At 64.9% G+C, this 16,123-nt stretch carries 13 protein-coding genes; 9 read left to right on the plus strand and 4 right to left on the minus strand.

Annotated features, from left to right (window positions below; translation table 11 throughout):
- The first annotated feature begins 5 nt into the window (after positions 1-5).
- From ACH49N_RS20705 to ACH49N_RS20725, 5 genes are all read left to right on the plus strand, one after another.
- A complete protein-coding gene (locus ACH49N_RS20705; protein WP_159924287.1) occupies positions 6-929 on the plus strand; it encodes a CoA ester lyase in 924 nt (307 codons plus the stop codon).
- A complete protein-coding gene (locus ACH49N_RS20710; protein ID WP_358274336.1) occupies positions 926-2,164 on the plus strand; it encodes a CoA transferase in 1,239 nt (412 codons plus the stop codon). The genes ACH49N_RS20705 and ACH49N_RS20710 overlap by 4 nt, the downstream gene beginning before the upstream one ends.
- Positions 2,157-2,657 (plus strand): MaoC family dehydratase, encoded by a 501-nt coding sequence (locus ACH49N_RS20715; RefSeq protein ID WP_358274338.1) that lies wholly within the window; start codon positions 2,157-2,159, stop codon positions 2,655-2,657. The genes ACH49N_RS20710 and ACH49N_RS20715 overlap by 8 nt, the downstream gene beginning before the upstream one ends.
- A gap of 56 nt (positions 2,658-2,713) precedes the next feature.
- On the plus strand, positions 2,714-4,096 hold the full coding sequence (locus tag ACH49N_RS20720; protein ID WP_358274340.1) for an MmgE/PrpD family protein: 1,383 nt from the start codon (positions 2,714-2,716) through the stop codon (positions 4,094-4,096).
- Between the two features lie 61 nt (positions 4,097-4,157).
- The gene (locus tag ACH49N_RS20725; RefSeq protein WP_358274342.1) at positions 4,158-4,433 is read left to right on the plus strand and encodes a DUF3263 domain-containing protein; all 276 of its coding nucleotides are present in this window, start codon (positions 4,158-4,160) and stop codon (positions 4,431-4,433) included.
- 48 nt (positions 4,434-4,481) lie between these two features.
- Here ACH49N_RS20725 and ACH49N_RS20730 read toward each other — a convergent pair whose 3' ends face one another.
- The 4 genes from ACH49N_RS20730 to ACH49N_RS20745 all read right to left on the minus strand — a co-directional run bounded on the left by ACH49N_RS20730 (position 4,482) and on the right by ACH49N_RS20745 (position 9,420).
- Positions 4,482-5,465, minus strand: coding sequence for an AraC family transcriptional regulator (locus ACH49N_RS20730; protein WP_358274344.1), 984 nt, complete (start codon positions 5,463-5,465; stop codon positions 4,482-4,484).
- A 75-nt stretch (positions 5,466-5,540) separates the two neighbouring features.
- The gene (locus tag ACH49N_RS20735; RefSeq protein WP_358274345.1) at positions 5,541-6,581 is read right to left on the minus strand and encodes a carbon-nitrogen hydrolase family protein; all 1,041 of its coding nucleotides are present in this window, start codon (positions 6,579-6,581) and stop codon (positions 5,541-5,543) included.
- Positions 6,581-8,992: an FAD-dependent monooxygenase gene (locus tag ACH49N_RS20740; RefSeq protein WP_358274347.1), complete on the minus strand. Its 2,412-nt coding sequence runs from the start codon at positions 8,990-8,992 to the stop codon at positions 6,581-6,583. The genes ACH49N_RS20735 and ACH49N_RS20740 overlap by 1 nt, the downstream gene beginning before the upstream one ends.
- 17 nt (positions 8,993-9,009) lie before the next feature.
- Positions 9,010-9,420, minus strand: coding sequence for a thioesterase family protein (locus ACH49N_RS20745; protein WP_358274348.1), 411 nt, complete (start codon positions 9,418-9,420; stop codon positions 9,010-9,012).
- 197 nt (positions 9,421-9,617) lie between these two features.
- Between ACH49N_RS20745 and ACH49N_RS20750 the strand changes: the two genes are divergently transcribed.
- The 4 genes from ACH49N_RS20750 to ACH49N_RS20765 all read left to right on the plus strand — a co-directional run bounded on the left by ACH49N_RS20750 (position 9,618) and on the right by ACH49N_RS20765 (position 16,120).
- On the plus strand, positions 9,618-10,730 hold the full coding sequence (locus ACH49N_RS20750) for a cupin domain-containing protein (protein ID WP_358274350.1): 1,113 nt from the start codon (positions 9,618-9,620) through the stop codon (positions 10,728-10,730).
- A gap of 47 nt (positions 10,731-10,777) precedes the next feature.
- Positions 10,778-11,674: a fumarylacetoacetate hydrolase family protein gene (locus ACH49N_RS20755; RefSeq protein WP_358274352.1), complete on the plus strand. Its 897-nt coding sequence runs from the start codon at positions 10,778-10,780 to the stop codon at positions 11,672-11,674.
- Between the two features lie 28 nt (positions 11,675-11,702).
- Positions 11,703-12,500, plus strand: coding sequence for an Asp/Glu racemase (locus tag ACH49N_RS20760; RefSeq protein WP_358274353.1), 798 nt, complete (start codon positions 11,703-11,705; stop codon positions 12,498-12,500).
- A 128-nt stretch (positions 12,501-12,628) separates the two neighbouring features.
- Positions 12,629-16,120 (plus strand): protein kinase, encoded by a 3,492-nt coding sequence (locus ACH49N_RS20765; RefSeq protein WP_358274355.1) that lies wholly within the window; start codon positions 12,629-12,631, stop codon positions 16,118-16,120.
- The last annotated feature ends 3 nt before the right edge of the window (positions 16,121-16,123 follow it).

Here is a 16,123-nt window from a genome sequence, read left to right on the forward strand (position 1 = left end):
ACATCATGTCTGACAATCGACTTCGACGTAGCGAGCTCTCGACCCCCGGCCACAGCCCCAAGATGATCGCCAAGGCTGCAGCCAGCGAAGCGGATCTGGTCTTCCTCGACCTCGAGGATTCTGTAGTCGCGTCACAGAAGGTCGCTGCTCGGCGCAACATCATCGAGGGCCTCAACACCCTCGACTGGGGGAACAAGACCCGTGCGTGCCGCATCAACCCCGTCAGCACGCAATGGTGCCACGGCGACCTTATCGAGATCGTGTCCGCGGCCGGCCAGAATCTCGACGTCGTCATCATCCCCAAAGTGTTCAGCCCGCGCGACGTGTGGTTTGTCGACGATCTCCTGACACAACTCGAGATGAGCCTCGGCCTCGAAGTGGGACGCATCAAACTCGAGGTTCTCATCGAGGAGACCCAGGCCCTGTCTTGCGTCGAGGACATCGCGTCCTGCTCACCGCGTCTGGAGGCGCTGATTCTCGGCGTTGGCGACCTCTCGGCCAGCCAGGGTATTCGTCTGGGGCACATCGGCGCTGCGGCTGAAGGCGCATATGGCTACCCCGGAGATGTGTGGCACTACGCGCGCAACCGCATGATCGGTGCGGCGCGCGCCAATGGGCTCGACGCCGTCGACGGGCCTTTCGGCGCGATCTCCAACCCGGACGGCTACGAGCGTGAGGCATCCTGGGCCGCAACGCTGGGCAGCGTGGGCAAATGGGCCATCCACCCCAGCCAGATCGCCATCGCGAACAAGGTTTTCGCGCCGACTGATATCGAGATCGAACGCGCCACCGCAGCGGTGCGCGCAGTACAGGAGGCCGAGGAGGCCGGCCTGGGCGCCGCCGCATTCGAAGGCATGATGATCGATGCCGCCACCGCACGCATCTTCGACGGTGTCCTGGAACGCGCTCGCAAATGCGGTGTCGCATGACAACTGCCGCCGCCGTTGGCCCCCTGAACGGCATCAAGGTACTCGACCTCACCGCCATGCTCGCCGGTCCCTACACAACCATGCTGCTGGCCGACCTCGGGGCCGACGTGATCAAGGTTGAGCCCGTAACCGGAGACAGAACCAGGGGAGTTGGGCCCCACCGCGTCGGCGACGACCCCGACCAAGCACTCGGCGGATACTTTCAATCGGTCAACCGCGGCAAACGCAGCATCGTCCTGGATCTGAAGAGCACCGACGGCTCCGCGAAGTTCCGAGAACTGGTCCGCGTGGCCGACGTCGTCGTGGAGAACTTCTCCGCCGGTGTCATGGAACGCATGGGCTTGAGCTACGAATCACTCGCCGCGGAGAACCCCCGGTTGGTGTACGCGGCCCTTCGAGGTTTCGGCGACGCCAGAACCGGCAAAAGTCCCTACGAATCTTGGCCTGCTTTCGACATCGTCGCCCAAGCCATGGGAGGTTTCGCCGGGATCACCGGCCCGCTCGACGGCACCCCACTGAAGTCAGGGCCCGGTATCGGCGACATCTTCCCCGGCGCACTACTTGCCCTGGGCGTCCTCGCCGCCGTGCGGCACGCCGAACACACCGGCGAGGGCCAATTTGTCGACGTAGCAATGTATGACGCGGTACTTGCGATGTGCGAGCGTATTGTGTACCAGCATTCATATCTTGGAATTGTGCCGCGCCCTATGGGCAACGGGCACCCGTTGCTCGCACCGTTCGACATCATGCAAACTCTCGATGGCTGGATCGCCGTTGCTGCGCCCAGCGACAACCACTGGCGCATCCTGGCCGAGGCCATGGACCGACCCGACCTCAGCGATGATCCCCGATTCGTCAACAACGCTGCGCGGCTGGCTAATATCGTCGAGGTCCGCGAAATTCTCGGCGCGTGGCTTGCCGACCGAACAACGTCGGCGGTTGTGGAGGCACTCGGTGGCCGTGTGCCCATCGGACCCGTGCACGATGCCGCCGACATTTTCAACGACGAACACGTCTACCTTCGCGAGATGCTTGTCGAGGTGGAACAGCCCGGTTCGGACGCACCCGTGACCATCGCCGGCTCGCCGATCAAGCTCAGTTCCACCCCGGCCCGCGTCCGTGGACGCGGGCCCAAGCTCGGTGAAGACGACGCCGACACTGTCCTCGTCGAGTGGTCCACGATCCACGATCACGTCACGAATACGAATACAAAGGGGGGCGGCAGCAATGGCTGACCACCACGACGACCACGATGCGCTACTCGGGCACTGGGGCTGGTTCGAGGATTTCTACCCCGGCCAGAAGATGCGGCACTCGCGAGCAGCGACAGTTGGCGAGATCGAAGGCAGTGGGCCGGCAAAACAGGTGATGAACACGGCACAGGCGCATTTCAATGACCACTTCTTGAAGGGCTCTCCCCTGGGCGACGAACGCCTCGTCTTCGGTCTTGCCACCGCCTCCCTGGTCTACGGCCTGGCTTCGCAGGACACCGCCGAGCACGCGTCGGCCGAGCTCGGTTGGTCGCGGTTACGTTTTCGTGCGCCCGTACACCACGGGGACACCATCGAGGCCTTTACGGAGGTCGTCTCGGTCACTCCCGGCGACGACGCGGCTGCGCACGGGACCGTGGTGTTCCGGCATTGGGGTCGCAGACAAGACGGCCGCATCGTCTTCGAAGGCGAGCGGTCGGCGCTCGTCCGCCGGCGCGGATCTCGACTGGCAGCTTGATGCCGGCACCTAGCAAGACGGACGCAGAGGGTTTCGACGATGGTGAGGCGATTACGATGAGCGGACCCGACAGCGACCGACTCGCTGCGGTCGGTGCGATCCAGCAGACGCTCACCAGTCAGGTCATCACACGCGTTCGCGGCCTTGATCATCTCCCACAGGAGGTCGTCACCGGTGCCCTGCACTGCATACTCGACACGCTCGGAGTCGCGATCGCAGGGGTACATGAAGCCGTGACGGCGCATGTTCGAGACGATGTGCTCGACGAGGGTGGAAGCCCGCAGGCCACGCTGTGGGGCACCGGTCACCGAGTCTCCCGCCCCCAGGCAGCCCTGGTCAACGGCACCGCAGCACATGCCATCGATTTTGATGACGTCGTATCCCGGATGGACGGCCATCCCTCGGCTCCCCTGCTGCCTGCAGTCATGGCTGCCGCGGAGGGCATGCCGATCAGTGGGAAGGATTTCATCGCGGCGTTCGTGGCCGGATTCGAGACCGAAGCCTTGATCGGCCAGCTGATGAAGCCGTCGCACTATGCGCGCGGCTTCCACGCGACGGCTACCGTGGGCACGTTCGGCGCCGCGGCAGCCGTCGCACACCTGCTACGGCTCGATGACAACCAGTGGGCGCATGCGTTCGGCATTGCCGGGTCGCGCGCGGCCGGTCTCAAGTCGATGTTCGGGACGATGACAAAGCCCCTACAGGTGGGCTCTGCCGCCGAAAACGGCTTGAGAGCCGCGACTCTCGCTGCTCGCGGGGTCACGGCACACACCGACGTTCTGGGCGCGACGCAGGGCTTCCTCGACACGCAATCCGATGGCGGCGGCACCTCGGAGGCCTGGACCTGGACCGAACTAGCTATCACCGAGGTCCTGTTCAAGTATCACGCTGCATGCTATTTGACGCACTCGGCGATCGAGGGCGCGTTGTCGCTGCGCGAGTCCGGGGTGAAACCAGAAGTCATCGATTCGATCACTGTGCTCGTCCCGGCGGGACACCTTCGGGTGTGCAATATTGGGGAGCCTTCCACACCGCTCGAGGGGAAATTCAGCCTGCGGTTCACCACGGCCATGGCGTTTGTGACGGGCGACCTCAGCGAACAGGCCTTCTCGCCGGTGTCGCTGATCAACCCGCAGGTGGTGGCTCTGCGTGATCGAGTCCAGGTCGACGCTCGCACCGACAGCGACAGTCGGTCCTCCATCGTGCGGGTCATTCTCGCCGATGGATCCGAGCGCGTCGCAGAAGTAAACGTCAACCAATCGACGCCCGCGCGTCACTTGGCTCGGCGCTGGGACACCCTCGTCACCAAATTCCACTCGCTCGTCGACCCTGTGATGGGTCGAGCTGCCGCAGACCGCATCGTGGAAGATGTCGCCCGCCTCCCCTCAGCTGAAAGCCTTGAATCCCTGCTAAATGCTCTGTCTGCACGTACGCGGTAAGTGTGCGACATCGCGGAGCAGCCCTGCCGGATCGGTTTATCTGAAGGAGAAGACACACACGATGCCAGACACCAGCAATGTTCGACCCACCGAAAAGGCGCGAATACTCAGTTTCGCGCTCCAATGGCAACACGACGGCGGTGGTTCCAACGAGGATATCTACGTAAACTTCGGACTCTCCCCCAGGCAGTACTTCATGCGCCTGCTCAGGATTCTCCGCGGCCCCACCGAGCTGGAGATCAGAGTGATCTCAGAACTCAACGAGCTCTGCGCCAGTCGCCTCGGCACCGAACTAGCCTGCCACGACAACACAGGTCGACCTCGCGCGGAGGAGTAGTCGCACCTTCCTATTCCGTGGCGCTGTCGAGCACGGGCACCAGGACCGTCATCGCCGGAGCGTTGCCGATGGCGTCTCGCCGAACTTCTCTCGGTACTGCACGGAGAAGCGCCCGAGATGCAGGAATCCGCACCTGCCCGCCGCATCGGAGACCGTCGTGGTCGACGGATCTGCCTCCAGTAGCAGGGCGTGAACAGCTTTCATACGGACTTCCCGGAGATACCCCATCGGCGTGGTGCCGTAGTACCTCTTGAAACCGTCTTGCAGCGCCCGGACGCTGATGCCCGTAGCCGATGCGACATCCTCGACAGTGAGCAGCTCGTCCGCGTGATGTTCGAGTATTTCGACTGCACGGCGAATCGTTCGAGGCGCCACCGGCACTGGCCGCTGCAATGCCTCTGTGTAGTTGTTGGGTTGCGCCACAATAAGTTGACTGAGCAAAAGCCGTTCGAACTCTTTCATCACGATCGGCTCGTTCGGCAGGGTGCCACCATTTTCCATCTCGCCCCGCAGAAGGTCGAGCACGCCACGCCAGGAGCGAATTCCCGGTTGCTCCAGCTCCATTCGAACGTCGAACCGCAGTGGCTCGCGAAGCGAGGCACCGAGCGCCTCTTGCACTTGCCGCTCCAGACTCTGGCGATCGATCCGAACGATCAGCTGCCGGTTCCCCTTGTGCCATTCCATGGTCGTCGACCCTCCCGGCTGGAGAATAGACGCGACAGTTGGCGTCGACTCGAATGTTTCAGATCCCCAATGAATTTCAGCCACTCCCGAGAGGGGAATCTGAACGAGGTAGAAGTCGTCGAGATCGCTCGGGCGAATCCGCATGCCGGTGCCGTAGTCCAAATAGTGCAGGCCTATGGTTCCGGCGGTCGCTGAATGGAACCTGACGGACGCTGCGCCGTCGCCGTCTGTGGGTTCGAGCGTGTGACGACAGAAGGCGGATCCGACCACCGAGCGAACCTGGTCCAGATCGACGGTGTGGACCTGCTCGAACTGGGCAAAGGGCAGCGCTGCCCTGTCCGCAGTCACTGTCGGGTCCATCGCCATCCCAGCCTTCCATTGTGCTCGAAATAGCGGCGCCGGAACGATCGTCACCATCTCTACCTATTGATCGTACCCCGGGATTTCGTCTTCACCCCAGGGTCCGATCAGGGCACCTTCTGGTTCGGCGAGCGGTCCGCCCCCTCCGTTGAAGGTGACCGGCTGCTGCGGTGCGGTGTTGACGTTGAGGGAGAAGATGTCGAAGCGATTGTAGTGACCGATGATGTCGTGCATCTGCTTCGGCGCGATGCAGCGAGCCAGGTCGATCTCGCCGTAGACGATTCCTTCCTTGTCCACCAGGGGTTCGGAGACGGGGCGCCCGTCGGGTCCGAAGATCCCGGACAAGGCGCTGCGCTCGCGCCGCAGCATCTGCGCTGCTTCCTCGTCGTCCCCGGCGACGATGTCGATGATCTCCTCGGAGACGGTCGAGCAGGAGACGACCGAGAACAGTTTGCCCTCGAAGGCGTGTGCGGCGGTACGAATGGCGATGGCGTCGGCCATGTCGTAGTCCTTCGGCGCCACCGGCAGCGAGATGTAGTTGGCGACGTGTACGAGCTCCCCCTGCGCCAGGAGTGCGAAGCGGGCGAGGGTGTTCGTGTTCTCCCCGCACGCCAGGACGCCGAGTGGACCGACCTCGGTGTTGTGCACGCGCAGGGTGGATCCGTCGCCGTTGGTCCAGGTGAGCTTCTCCGCCCAAGTGGGGACCAGTTTCCGGTGTACGGCGATCAGGGAACCGTCGGGCCCGATCGTGAGGACGCTGTTGTACAACACTCCCAGGCTGTGGCGGCCGCGTTCGTTGACGCCGATCACGACCGTGGTCTTGGTGGCGGCCGCCGCGGCACGAAGGGTGTCCAGATGCCGGCCGGGTATGTCGATCGCGGCGCGATAGAGCCGTTCGAACCACTCCCCTCCCTTGACCGGGTTCATCGTCCAGTTCCAGTACGGATAGCCGGGGACGAACACCTCGGGGAAGGCAATCAGCGTGGCGCCGGCCGCGGCGGCCTCGTGGATGAGCCCGACCGCCTTCTCCACGGTGGCGTCCGGGTCGAGGTACACCGGAGACGCCTGCACGGCTGCAGCGGTGAAACGTGGGAAGGTGTCCATCAGCGTGCCGCCTCGGTCATGGTGCCGGCATTTGGGCGCCAGCGTTGGTGGATGTTGGGCTCCGCCTCCCCGAACAGGGCCAGCTGGGGCCGCGCCCGTCCGGTTGTGGGCGGCCTCGCCGATCCGGCCGCGTAGAGAGCCGGCCATTGGCCACCGGCGCCGCGGTAGCCGATCTCGGCAGCGGCGTGCAAGGTCCACGAGGGGTTGTGCAGGTGCGCGCGGCCGATCCCGATGAGGTCGGCGCGACCGGCCAGCAGGATCGAGTTGGCGTCGTCGTCGGAGGAAATGGCGCCGACCGCGATCGTGCAGATACCGACGTCGGCGCGGATGCGCTCGGCGAAGGGGGTCTGGTAGCCACGCCCGTACTCGGGGCGCTCCTCGGCCACGACCTCGCCGCTGGAGACGTCGATGGCGTCGACACCGTGTTCGGCAAACGCCCGCGCGATGGCGACGGCGTCGTCGATGGTGGTGCCGCCCGGGTACCAGTCGACGGCCGAGATCCGCACCAGGAGGGCCTTGCCCTTGGGCCAATCTGCCCGGACCGCGTCGATGACCTGCAGCGGGAAGCGGAGGCGGTTCCGCAGGCTTCCGCCGAAGTCGTCGGTGCGCTTGTTTGTCAGCGGCGACAGGAAGGTCGAGAGGAGGAACCCGTGCCCGGCCTGAATTTCGAGCACATCGAATCCGGCCGTGTCGGCGGCCCGGGCGGCTCGGGCGAAGTCCTCGACAATGCCGTTCAGCTCGGAGCGGTCGAGTTCGCGGGGCGCGGGGAGGTCACCGAAAGCGATCGCGGACGGGCCGACGGTCTCCCAGCCCTTGTCACCGAGGGAGGTACCGAGGGTGCCGGCGGTGGGAACGGTGGTCGCACCCTTGCGTCCGGAATGGTTGAGCTGGACGCCGATGGCCGCGGTGGTGTTGTTGTGGACCAGATTGGTGATCCGACGGTAGGCGAAGATTTGTTCGGGGGCGTACAGGCCGGCACACGCGGGGGTGACGCGTCCGGCAGCGCTGACGGCCGTCATGCCGGTCATCACCAGACCGGCGCCGCCGAGTGCCGCGCCGGCCAGGCGTGCGAGTTCCGGGTCGCCGACAATCCCGTCCGTGGCGGAGTAGGTGGCCACGGGTGCGGCGACGATGCGGTTCTTCAGCCGGGTGTTCGCGATGCGGTAGGGCTCGAACATCGGACGGGGCGGCTGTTCGGTGGAGTCCGGTGACTGCGCCCAGTGGTACCAGTCGTTGAGGGTGTCGATGTATTCCGGATCGCGATCGCGCAGGTTGTCGTAGGTGACGCGGCGGCTGCGGGTGAGGAGGTTGAACCCGAACTGCGGAGGTGCCTGACCGACGGAGTGCTCGATCGACTCGAACCACTCCAGGCTGGCCTGCGCCGCGCGTTGGGTGGATTCGACGACGGGCCGACGTTCCTGCTCGTAGCGGAGCAAGGCCTGTGCGACGTCCCGGTCGTCGACGGTCAGGCTCGCCGCCAGAGCGAGGGAATCCTCCATGGCGAGCTTGGTTCCCGAGCCGATGGAAAAGTGCGCGGTGTGCGCGGCATCGCCGAGGAGGACGATGTTGCCGTCGCGCCACGACGTGTTGCGGACCGTCGTGAACTGGATCCAGCGAGAATTGTTGGTCAGCAGTTGATGACCCTCGAGGTGATCACCGAGCAGGCTGGCGCACAGCTCGACGCTCTTCGCATCACTGTGCCCCAGGGCGAACTCTTGGGCGGCGAACGCGTCGAATCCCGCGTTACGCCAGCTCTTCTCGCTCATCTCGACGATGAAGGTGCTGCGCTCGCTGCTGAACGGATAGGCATGCACCTGTATCGGGCCGAATTCTGTCTCCGCGACGATGAAGGTGAACGCGTCGAAGACCTTGTCGGTGGCCAGCCACATGTAGCGGCAGTTCCGGACATCGAGGTTGGGGCCATATGCTTCGGGGCTCGACTTACGAGTGAACGAGTTGACTCCGTCGGCGGCCACCACGAGGTCGTGCGTGCGGGCGAGATGTTCCGCGGCGGGAGCGATGGTGTCGTACCGCACGTCGACACCGAGTTGCGCGCACCGCGTCTGCAGAATGTTGAGCAGGGTCCGCCGCTCGATTGCCGCGAAGCCGTGCCCGCCGGATGTCAGGACCTCACCGCGGTAGTGGATGTCGATGTCGGTCCAGCGGGCGAACTGTGCTTCCATGTCTGCGAAGATCTTCGGATCGGCCGCGGTGATCCCATCGAGGGTTTCATCCGAGAACACAACGCCGAAGCCGAAGGTCGTGTCCGCGGCGTTACGTTCGAAGACCGTGATTTCCCTTCGCGGATCCAACTGCTTGGCCAGAGCGGCGAAGTACAAACCGCCCGGGCCGCCACCGATGACGGCGATTTTCAACGACGGCAGGCCGTCGTCGACTCGCGCCGAGCTCACTGTTGCTTCTTGACTGGTCACTTGGTCACCACTGCTTCCTGGGTACGAATCGGGTCGAATGCGTCGAGGACGGGTTGCGGCCACGGCGTCGACGTCGGCGACTCCGGGGTGGCGTGGGCGACGATGAGGGTCCCGTCGGCTGCCACGCCCTCTTTGCCGCGAACCTCGAAGGTGTACGCGAGAGAGGTGTTTCCCAACCGTGCCACCTCGAGGGTCACGGTCACGGTTTCGCCGAACCACAGCCGCGATCGGTAATTGATCTCGTGGCGTACCCGCGGGGTCTGCCCGAACAGCCATGCCAGGCCGTGCTCACGAAGAAGCGCCGCCTCGGCGGCTTCCACGAATCGCGCGATGCACGAATGATGTTGGTGGCCCGCAGCATCGGTGTCGTACCACTCCACCGTCCGCTCGATCGTCACTTTCGCCATCTGTCACTGACCACCTTTCATCAAAGTCGATGACCGAACTTTATAGCGCTCTTGTGACGATCGTCAAGACAGGTGTATATTGGGAATTGCGACGGGCGGTGAATGCTTGCGCAGCACGATCGACATCCACTGAGAACAGGTCGGCCGCACGCGCCCAACGCCATACACATGCGTTGCCGACAAAAGGAGGAACACACATGTCACTCAGTGACGACGTTCTCGGTCGGGCTCGGGTCAAGGACACCGCAGCCTTGGAAGCGTTCTATGACGAACTCGGCAAGCGCGACACGGTGGCGCTATGGACCGTGGCCAACAAGATCGAGCCGTGGTTCCCACAGCCGGCATCGGTGCCCATCCTCTGGCGCTACGAGGACATCCGCCCGTTCGTCATCGACTCGCTCGCGCTGGTCAAGCCGGAAGACGCCGGTCGACGGGTGGTGGCCCTGGTCAATCCCGAACGCAAGGACGTCACCTCCGCGGTCGGGTTGCTGTACACCGGCCTGCAGGGAATGGGCCCCGGCGAGTCGATGACCGCGCATCGCCACATGGCGGCCGCCCTGCGCTTCGTCGTCGAAGGGCAGGGCGCCTGGACCGTGGTGGACGGACAGAAACTGAAGGTCGGGCCCCGTGACTTCGCCATCACCCCCAGCTTCACCTGGCACGAGCACGGCAACGAGGACTCCGACGAGCCGGTCATCTGGCAGGACGGACTCGACATCCCCCTGGTCAATGCCCTCGACGCCGGGTTCTACGAGGTCCACCCGAACCACTACCAAGAGCGGGGCGCGGTGGTCAACTCCTCGCTGCTCACCTACGGCGCCGGCCAATTGCGTCCCGTGGGCTTCGAGGAGGGATGGACCAAGCCCTACTCGCCGCTGTTCGCCTACCCGTGGGAACCCACCTACGCCGCCCTGCAGAACGCGGCGAAAGCGTCGGGGGGATCGCCCTACGACGGCATCCTGCTCGAATACTCGAACCCGCGGACCGGCGGGTCGGTGATGCCGACGCTGAGCGCCCACATCCAGTTGCTGCGAGCCGACCAGCACACCCGCGCCCACCGGCACACCGGATCGGTCGTCTACAACGTGGCCAAAGGCGAAGGCTACTCGGTCATCGCGGGCCGGCGATTCGACTGGAAGCAGGGCGACATCTTCGTCGTGCCCTCCTGGGCGTGGCACGAGCATGCCAACCTCGGCGCCAGCGAGGACGCGGTCCTGTTCTCCTTCAACGACTTCCCCGTCATGCGATCGCTCTCCTTCTGGCGCGAGGAGGCGTACCTGGAGAACGACGGTCACCAGCCGATTCAGTAACTCGCCTCGCACACCACCATCACCAACCCCCAGAACAAGGACCGTTCATGATTCTTCTGACCTTCTCCACCCGTGACAACACCCCCCGGCTCGGCGTCCAGCGCGACGACACGGTCATCGACGTCACCGCCCTGGCACGGAGCACCGGCGCCGAGGTGCCGGCCGAACTGTCGACCCTGATCCACGAGGGCAGTGCGGGTTTCGCCGCACTGACCGCGCTGGTGGCCAGTGACCAGGCGCAGCAGTTCAGCCTTCCGATCGCCGATGTCACGGTGCACGCCCCGCTGCGCCCGGGCAAGATCATCGGCGTCGGCCTCAACTACACCGAACACGTCGCCGAGTCGGCTCGCACCCTCGACACCGACAAGGATCTGCCCCAGCGTCCGGTGTTGTTCAGCAAGCCCGGCACCGCGGTAGTCGGCCCCGGCGAGCCGATCCGCCACAACGCGAACCTCACCAACCAGCTCGACTGGGAATGCGAGGTGGCCGTCGTCATCGGCCGCACCGCGAAGAACGTCTCGGCAGGCGACGCACTCGACTATGTCTTCGGGTACACCATCATCAACGACATCAGCGCCCGGGACCAGCGTCGCGGCGGACAGTGGTTCTTCTCCAAGGGCCAGGATTCGTACGCGCCGCTCGGACCGGTCATTCGCACCGCGGACGACGTCGCCGACCCGCACGCCCTGGACCTGTCCCTGCGCGTGAACGGCGAAGTCAAGCAGAAGTCGAACAGCCGCTACATGCTCTTCACGATCCCCGAGCTGATCGAGGACATCACCTCCGGGATGATCCTCGAGCCCGGAGACGTCATCGCCACCGGCTCCCCCGCCGGCGTCGGCGCCAGCTTCGTGCCCCAGCAGTTCCTCACCCCGGGCGACGTGGTCGAGTGCACCGTCGAATCGATCGGGACATTGAGCAACCCGGTCATCGACGCTCGCTGATACCTGTCCGATCAGAAAGGGAAGCCCGATGAGCAACCGCCCGTACCGTATCGGCCAGATCGTGCCGAGCTCCAACGTGACGATGGAAACGGAAATACCCGCCCTCTTCCGGGCGCGGGAAACCGTCGCCCCCGAGCGATTCACCTTCCACTCGAGCCGCATGCGGATGAAGGAGGTGACCAAGGAGGAACTCGAGGCGATGGACGCCGACTCGACTCGATGCGCAGCCGAACTCTCCGACGCACGAGTCGACGTCCTCGGCTACGCCTGCCTGGTGGCCATCATGAGCATGGGCAAGGGCTACCACTGCGTCTCCGAACAGAAGCTGGCCCAGATCACCCTCGACAACGGCGCCCCCGCGCCCGTGGTCACCAGCGCCGGCGCGCTGGTCTCCGCGCTCGAGGTGCTGGGAGCGAAGAAGATCGCCCTGGTAGCGCCGTACATGAAGCCCCTCACCCAGCTCGTGGTCGAGTACATCCAGGATCAGGGCATCGACGTCGGTGACTACCGGGCGCTGGAGATTCCCAACAATCTCGATGTGGCCGCGCACGATCCGCGCAACCTCGTGCAGATCGCGAAGCAACTCGACTACCAGGACGCCGACGTCATCGTGCTCTCGGCCTGCGTCCAGATGCCGTCACTGCAATCGATCGAGATCGTGGAAAACGAACTCGGCAAACCGGTGATCTCGGCCGCCGTCTCCACCGCACACCAACTGATGCGGGCACTCGATCTGCCTGCCATCGCCCCCGGCGCCGGGGCTCTGCTGTCCGGAGACTATGCCCACGGTCCCTACATCCCGAGTCTGCCGATCGCCGTGAAGTGATCCTTCCGGCCCTCGGCTCGAAGTGACCGACTCGAAGTGACCGTGTGGGCCGCGGCGCGATCCGCCGCGGCCCACACGGACCTTGGACCGCACCCGCGCTGGTGTGATACTGGGTCAGAGGTGGTGAGATGGCTGACCCCGATCCCTTCGCGACACAAGCCGACGCCCCCCACGCGATAGCCGGCGAACTGATCCTGCACGGCTTCGATGAACCCGTGGAGATCGGGCGTGGCGGGTTCGGTGTCGTCTACCGGTGCATGGAGACTGCCCTCGATCGGACGGTCGCGATCAAGGTGCTCTCCGGTGTGGATGACGAAAACCGGAATCGCTTCCTCCGCGAGCAACAGGCCATGGGCCGCCTGTCGGGCCATCCGAACATCGTGACCATCTACCACGCCGGGAGCACACCGCGGGGGCAGCCGTACATCGTGATGGAGTACCACCGCCACGGCTCGCTCGAAGCGATCATTCGTCGCGACGGACCGCTCGGCTGGGAGAAGGCCTTCGATCTAGGCATCAAGATCTCCCGTGCTTTGGGCAGAGCGCATCAGGCGGGGATCCTGCACCGAGATGTCAAACCCTCGAATATCCTGCTCACCGACTACGACGAACCCCAACTCACGGACTTCGGCATCGCCCGCATCCACGGTGGTTTCGAGACCGGGACCGGTGTAGTGCTGGGTTCGCCTGCCTTCACCGCACCGGAAGTGTTCACCGGACGGGCACCGACGGTGCAGTCCGATCTCTACAGCCTGGCCGCGACTCTTTTCTGCCTCATCACCGGCCACGCCGCCTTCCAGCGCCGCGACGGTGAACAACTGGTCGCGCATTTTCTTCGAGTAGCCTCCGAACCGGTGCCCGATCTCCGCCAGGCCGGAATCCCGGCGCAGGTGTGCCGTGTCATCGAGCGCGCGATGTCGGAAGACCCGACGCGCCGCCACGTGTCCGCGGACATCCTCGAGCAGGACCTCCGCACAGCTCTACGACGCACCCGCGCCACATCCCCCGATCTTCCGGCGGACGCGGACGTCACGCAGCGCGGGCACCCGGACCTGATCGAGGGTCCTGAAGCTCATGCCGGGCCACCGTCGGTGACCCCGCCACGGTTGTCGACGAAGTACCGGCCACGTACCCAGCCTCGCGCCACGGTGCAGCGGCGCCGCCTGATCGAGGCCCTGCACGCCGGTGGGGATCGGCGGCTCGCGCTGATTCATGCGCCGGCAGGATTCGGCAAGAGCACCCTGGCCGCCCAGTGGCGCGACTTGCTGACCGACTCCGGGGCGCCCGTCGCCTGGCTCAGTATCGACCACGACGACAACAATGTCGTCTGGTTCCTGGCGCACCTCCTCGAAGCGATTGCGTTGGTGAGGCCCGCACTCGCCTGCGATCTCCCACAGGTGCTGCAAGAGCAGGGTGAGCACGCAACCAGATACGTCCTGTCCACACTCGTCGACGAGATCCATGACACGGGCGAGGTGGTCACGGTCGTCCTCGACGACTGGCACCGGGTTTCCGACGCGGCAACCGTCGCGGCAATGGCGACTCTGCTCGACAGCGACTGCCACCACCTGCGCTTCATCGTGACGAGCCGAACACAAGCCGGGCTTCCGCTGAGCCGGTTGCGGGTTCGCGACGAGTTAGTCGAAATAGATTCCACTGCACTGCGGTTCGACCTCCCGGAAGCGCGATCGTTCCTGTCCGACCAAGGAGGACTCGCCCTCACCGCCGACGACATGGCCAATCTTCGCGAGACGACGGACGGATGGGTTGCCGCCCTGCAACTGGCCTCCCTCTCACTACGCGGGCACACCGATCCGGCCACCCTTATCGGGCAACTCTCCGGGCGCCACCACGCGATCGGCGAGTACCTCGCCGAGAACGTCCTCACCTCGCTCGAACCCGAGCTTCTCCACTTCCTGCTCGCAACATCGGTGACCGAACGCATCAGCGGCGGACTCGCGTCGGCGCTGACAGCTAGCAGTGACGCCCAGGCTCGGCTCGAGGAAATCGAGAACCGGGACCTGTTCCTGCGAAGACTCGACGAGGACGGCGAGTGGTTCCGCTTCCACCACCTGTTCGCAGAGTTCTTGCGTCGCCGGCTCGAGCGAGACCAACCGGACATGGTCGGCGAACTCCACCTCCGTGCCTCCCACTGGTTCGGTGAGCACCACCTGCTCAGTGAGGCCGTCGATCACGCCTTGGCATCGGGTAATCCCGACCTGGCGGTGCAGTGGGTGGAACGCGAGGGAATGCGATTGCTCGAACAGTCCCAGATGGCCACGCTCATCGGTTTGATCGACAAGCTCCCACCCCGACAGGTGCTCGCACACCCGGTGTTACAGATTGCGTTGGCCTGGTCGCACGTACTGCTGCATCACCCGGCGCCCTCGGCGCTTCTGGCATTGGACCGCGCGGAAGCAGCGCTGACCCAGCACCCTCACGCAGACGGGGATCAGACCGCCCTGTTGATCGAGGCTTCGTTGGTCAGGGGCGTCGTCGAGTTGTTCGCCGATCATTCCGTCACGCTCGGTGAGCGGATCTCGGACTGTCTCGAACGCCCCGAGACCGTACGGCCGTTCGTGGTGTCGGGGGCAGCGAACGTCGCGTCGTTCGAGGCGATCTACCGGTTCGATTTCGACGCCGCCCGCCGATGGCAGGAGTGGGCGACTCCCTACAACCAGCAAACGTCGGGACCCTTCAGCGTCCTCTACGGATACTGCTTCGCGGGGATCGCCGCACACGAGCAGCTCGACACGACCGCTGCCGAGAAATACTTCCGGATAGCGCTACGGCTGGCGAAACAGTCCGGCGGCGGGCAATCGTACGCAACCCGCGTGGCCGGCGCGATCTTGGGAGACTTGCTGTACGAGCAGGGCCATGTGCCCGAGGCCGAAGTCCTTCTCGACGCCAGCCATACCCTCCGGTCCGAGGGCGGCATCGTCGATTTCATGCTCGCGACGTACGGCACCGGGTCTCGTATCAAGGCGCTGCGCGGAGATCTGGGCGCCGCGTACCAACTTCTCGACGAAGGGGCCGAGATCGCCGCGATGCTGACGTTGCCGCGCCTGACCGCCCGCATCCGGAACGAGCGAATACGGCTGGCGCTGGCCGATCCTTCGATTTTCGACGAGCATCCGCGATGGGCACAGACAGTTCCCCGCGACAGCGACGACCCCGCCTCACACACAAGCGGGATCGACCTGATCACGCAAGAGCTGCATGAAGACTCCGACATTCGGCTCCTGCTCCACGCTGCCTCGCCGACGAATCAGGAAGCAACGGCGACCGCGTGCCATCGGTCGCAGGCGATGCTCGAGCGTATCTCCCGGCAGTCGCGGCCGAAAGCGCTCCTGAGGGTCCGGCTTCTGCACTGCACGTGCTTGTTCGCGGCCGGCCGTACGTCGGAGGCGAAGGAGTGCGTGATACCGGCTCTGGCCCTGTGTGCCGACCGCGAACTCCCCCGCGTCGTGCTCGACGCAGGACCAGCTGTGGCCGAGGTGGTGGCCTCGCTCGAGTCCGATCTGCAGCTCGGCAGGTGGCAGCCACAATGGGAACGAGTCCCGAGTTCATTTCTCACTCGGTTGACAGACGACTTCGGGTCCAGCAGCCACCGCGCGTAGGGC

The organism is Rhodococcus sp. NPDC019647 (assembly GCF_044389235.1).
In the GTDB taxonomy this organism is placed as follows: Bacteria; Actinomycetota; Actinomycetes; order Mycobacteriales; family Mycobacteriaceae; genus Rhodococcus_F; species Rhodococcus_F oxybenzonivorans.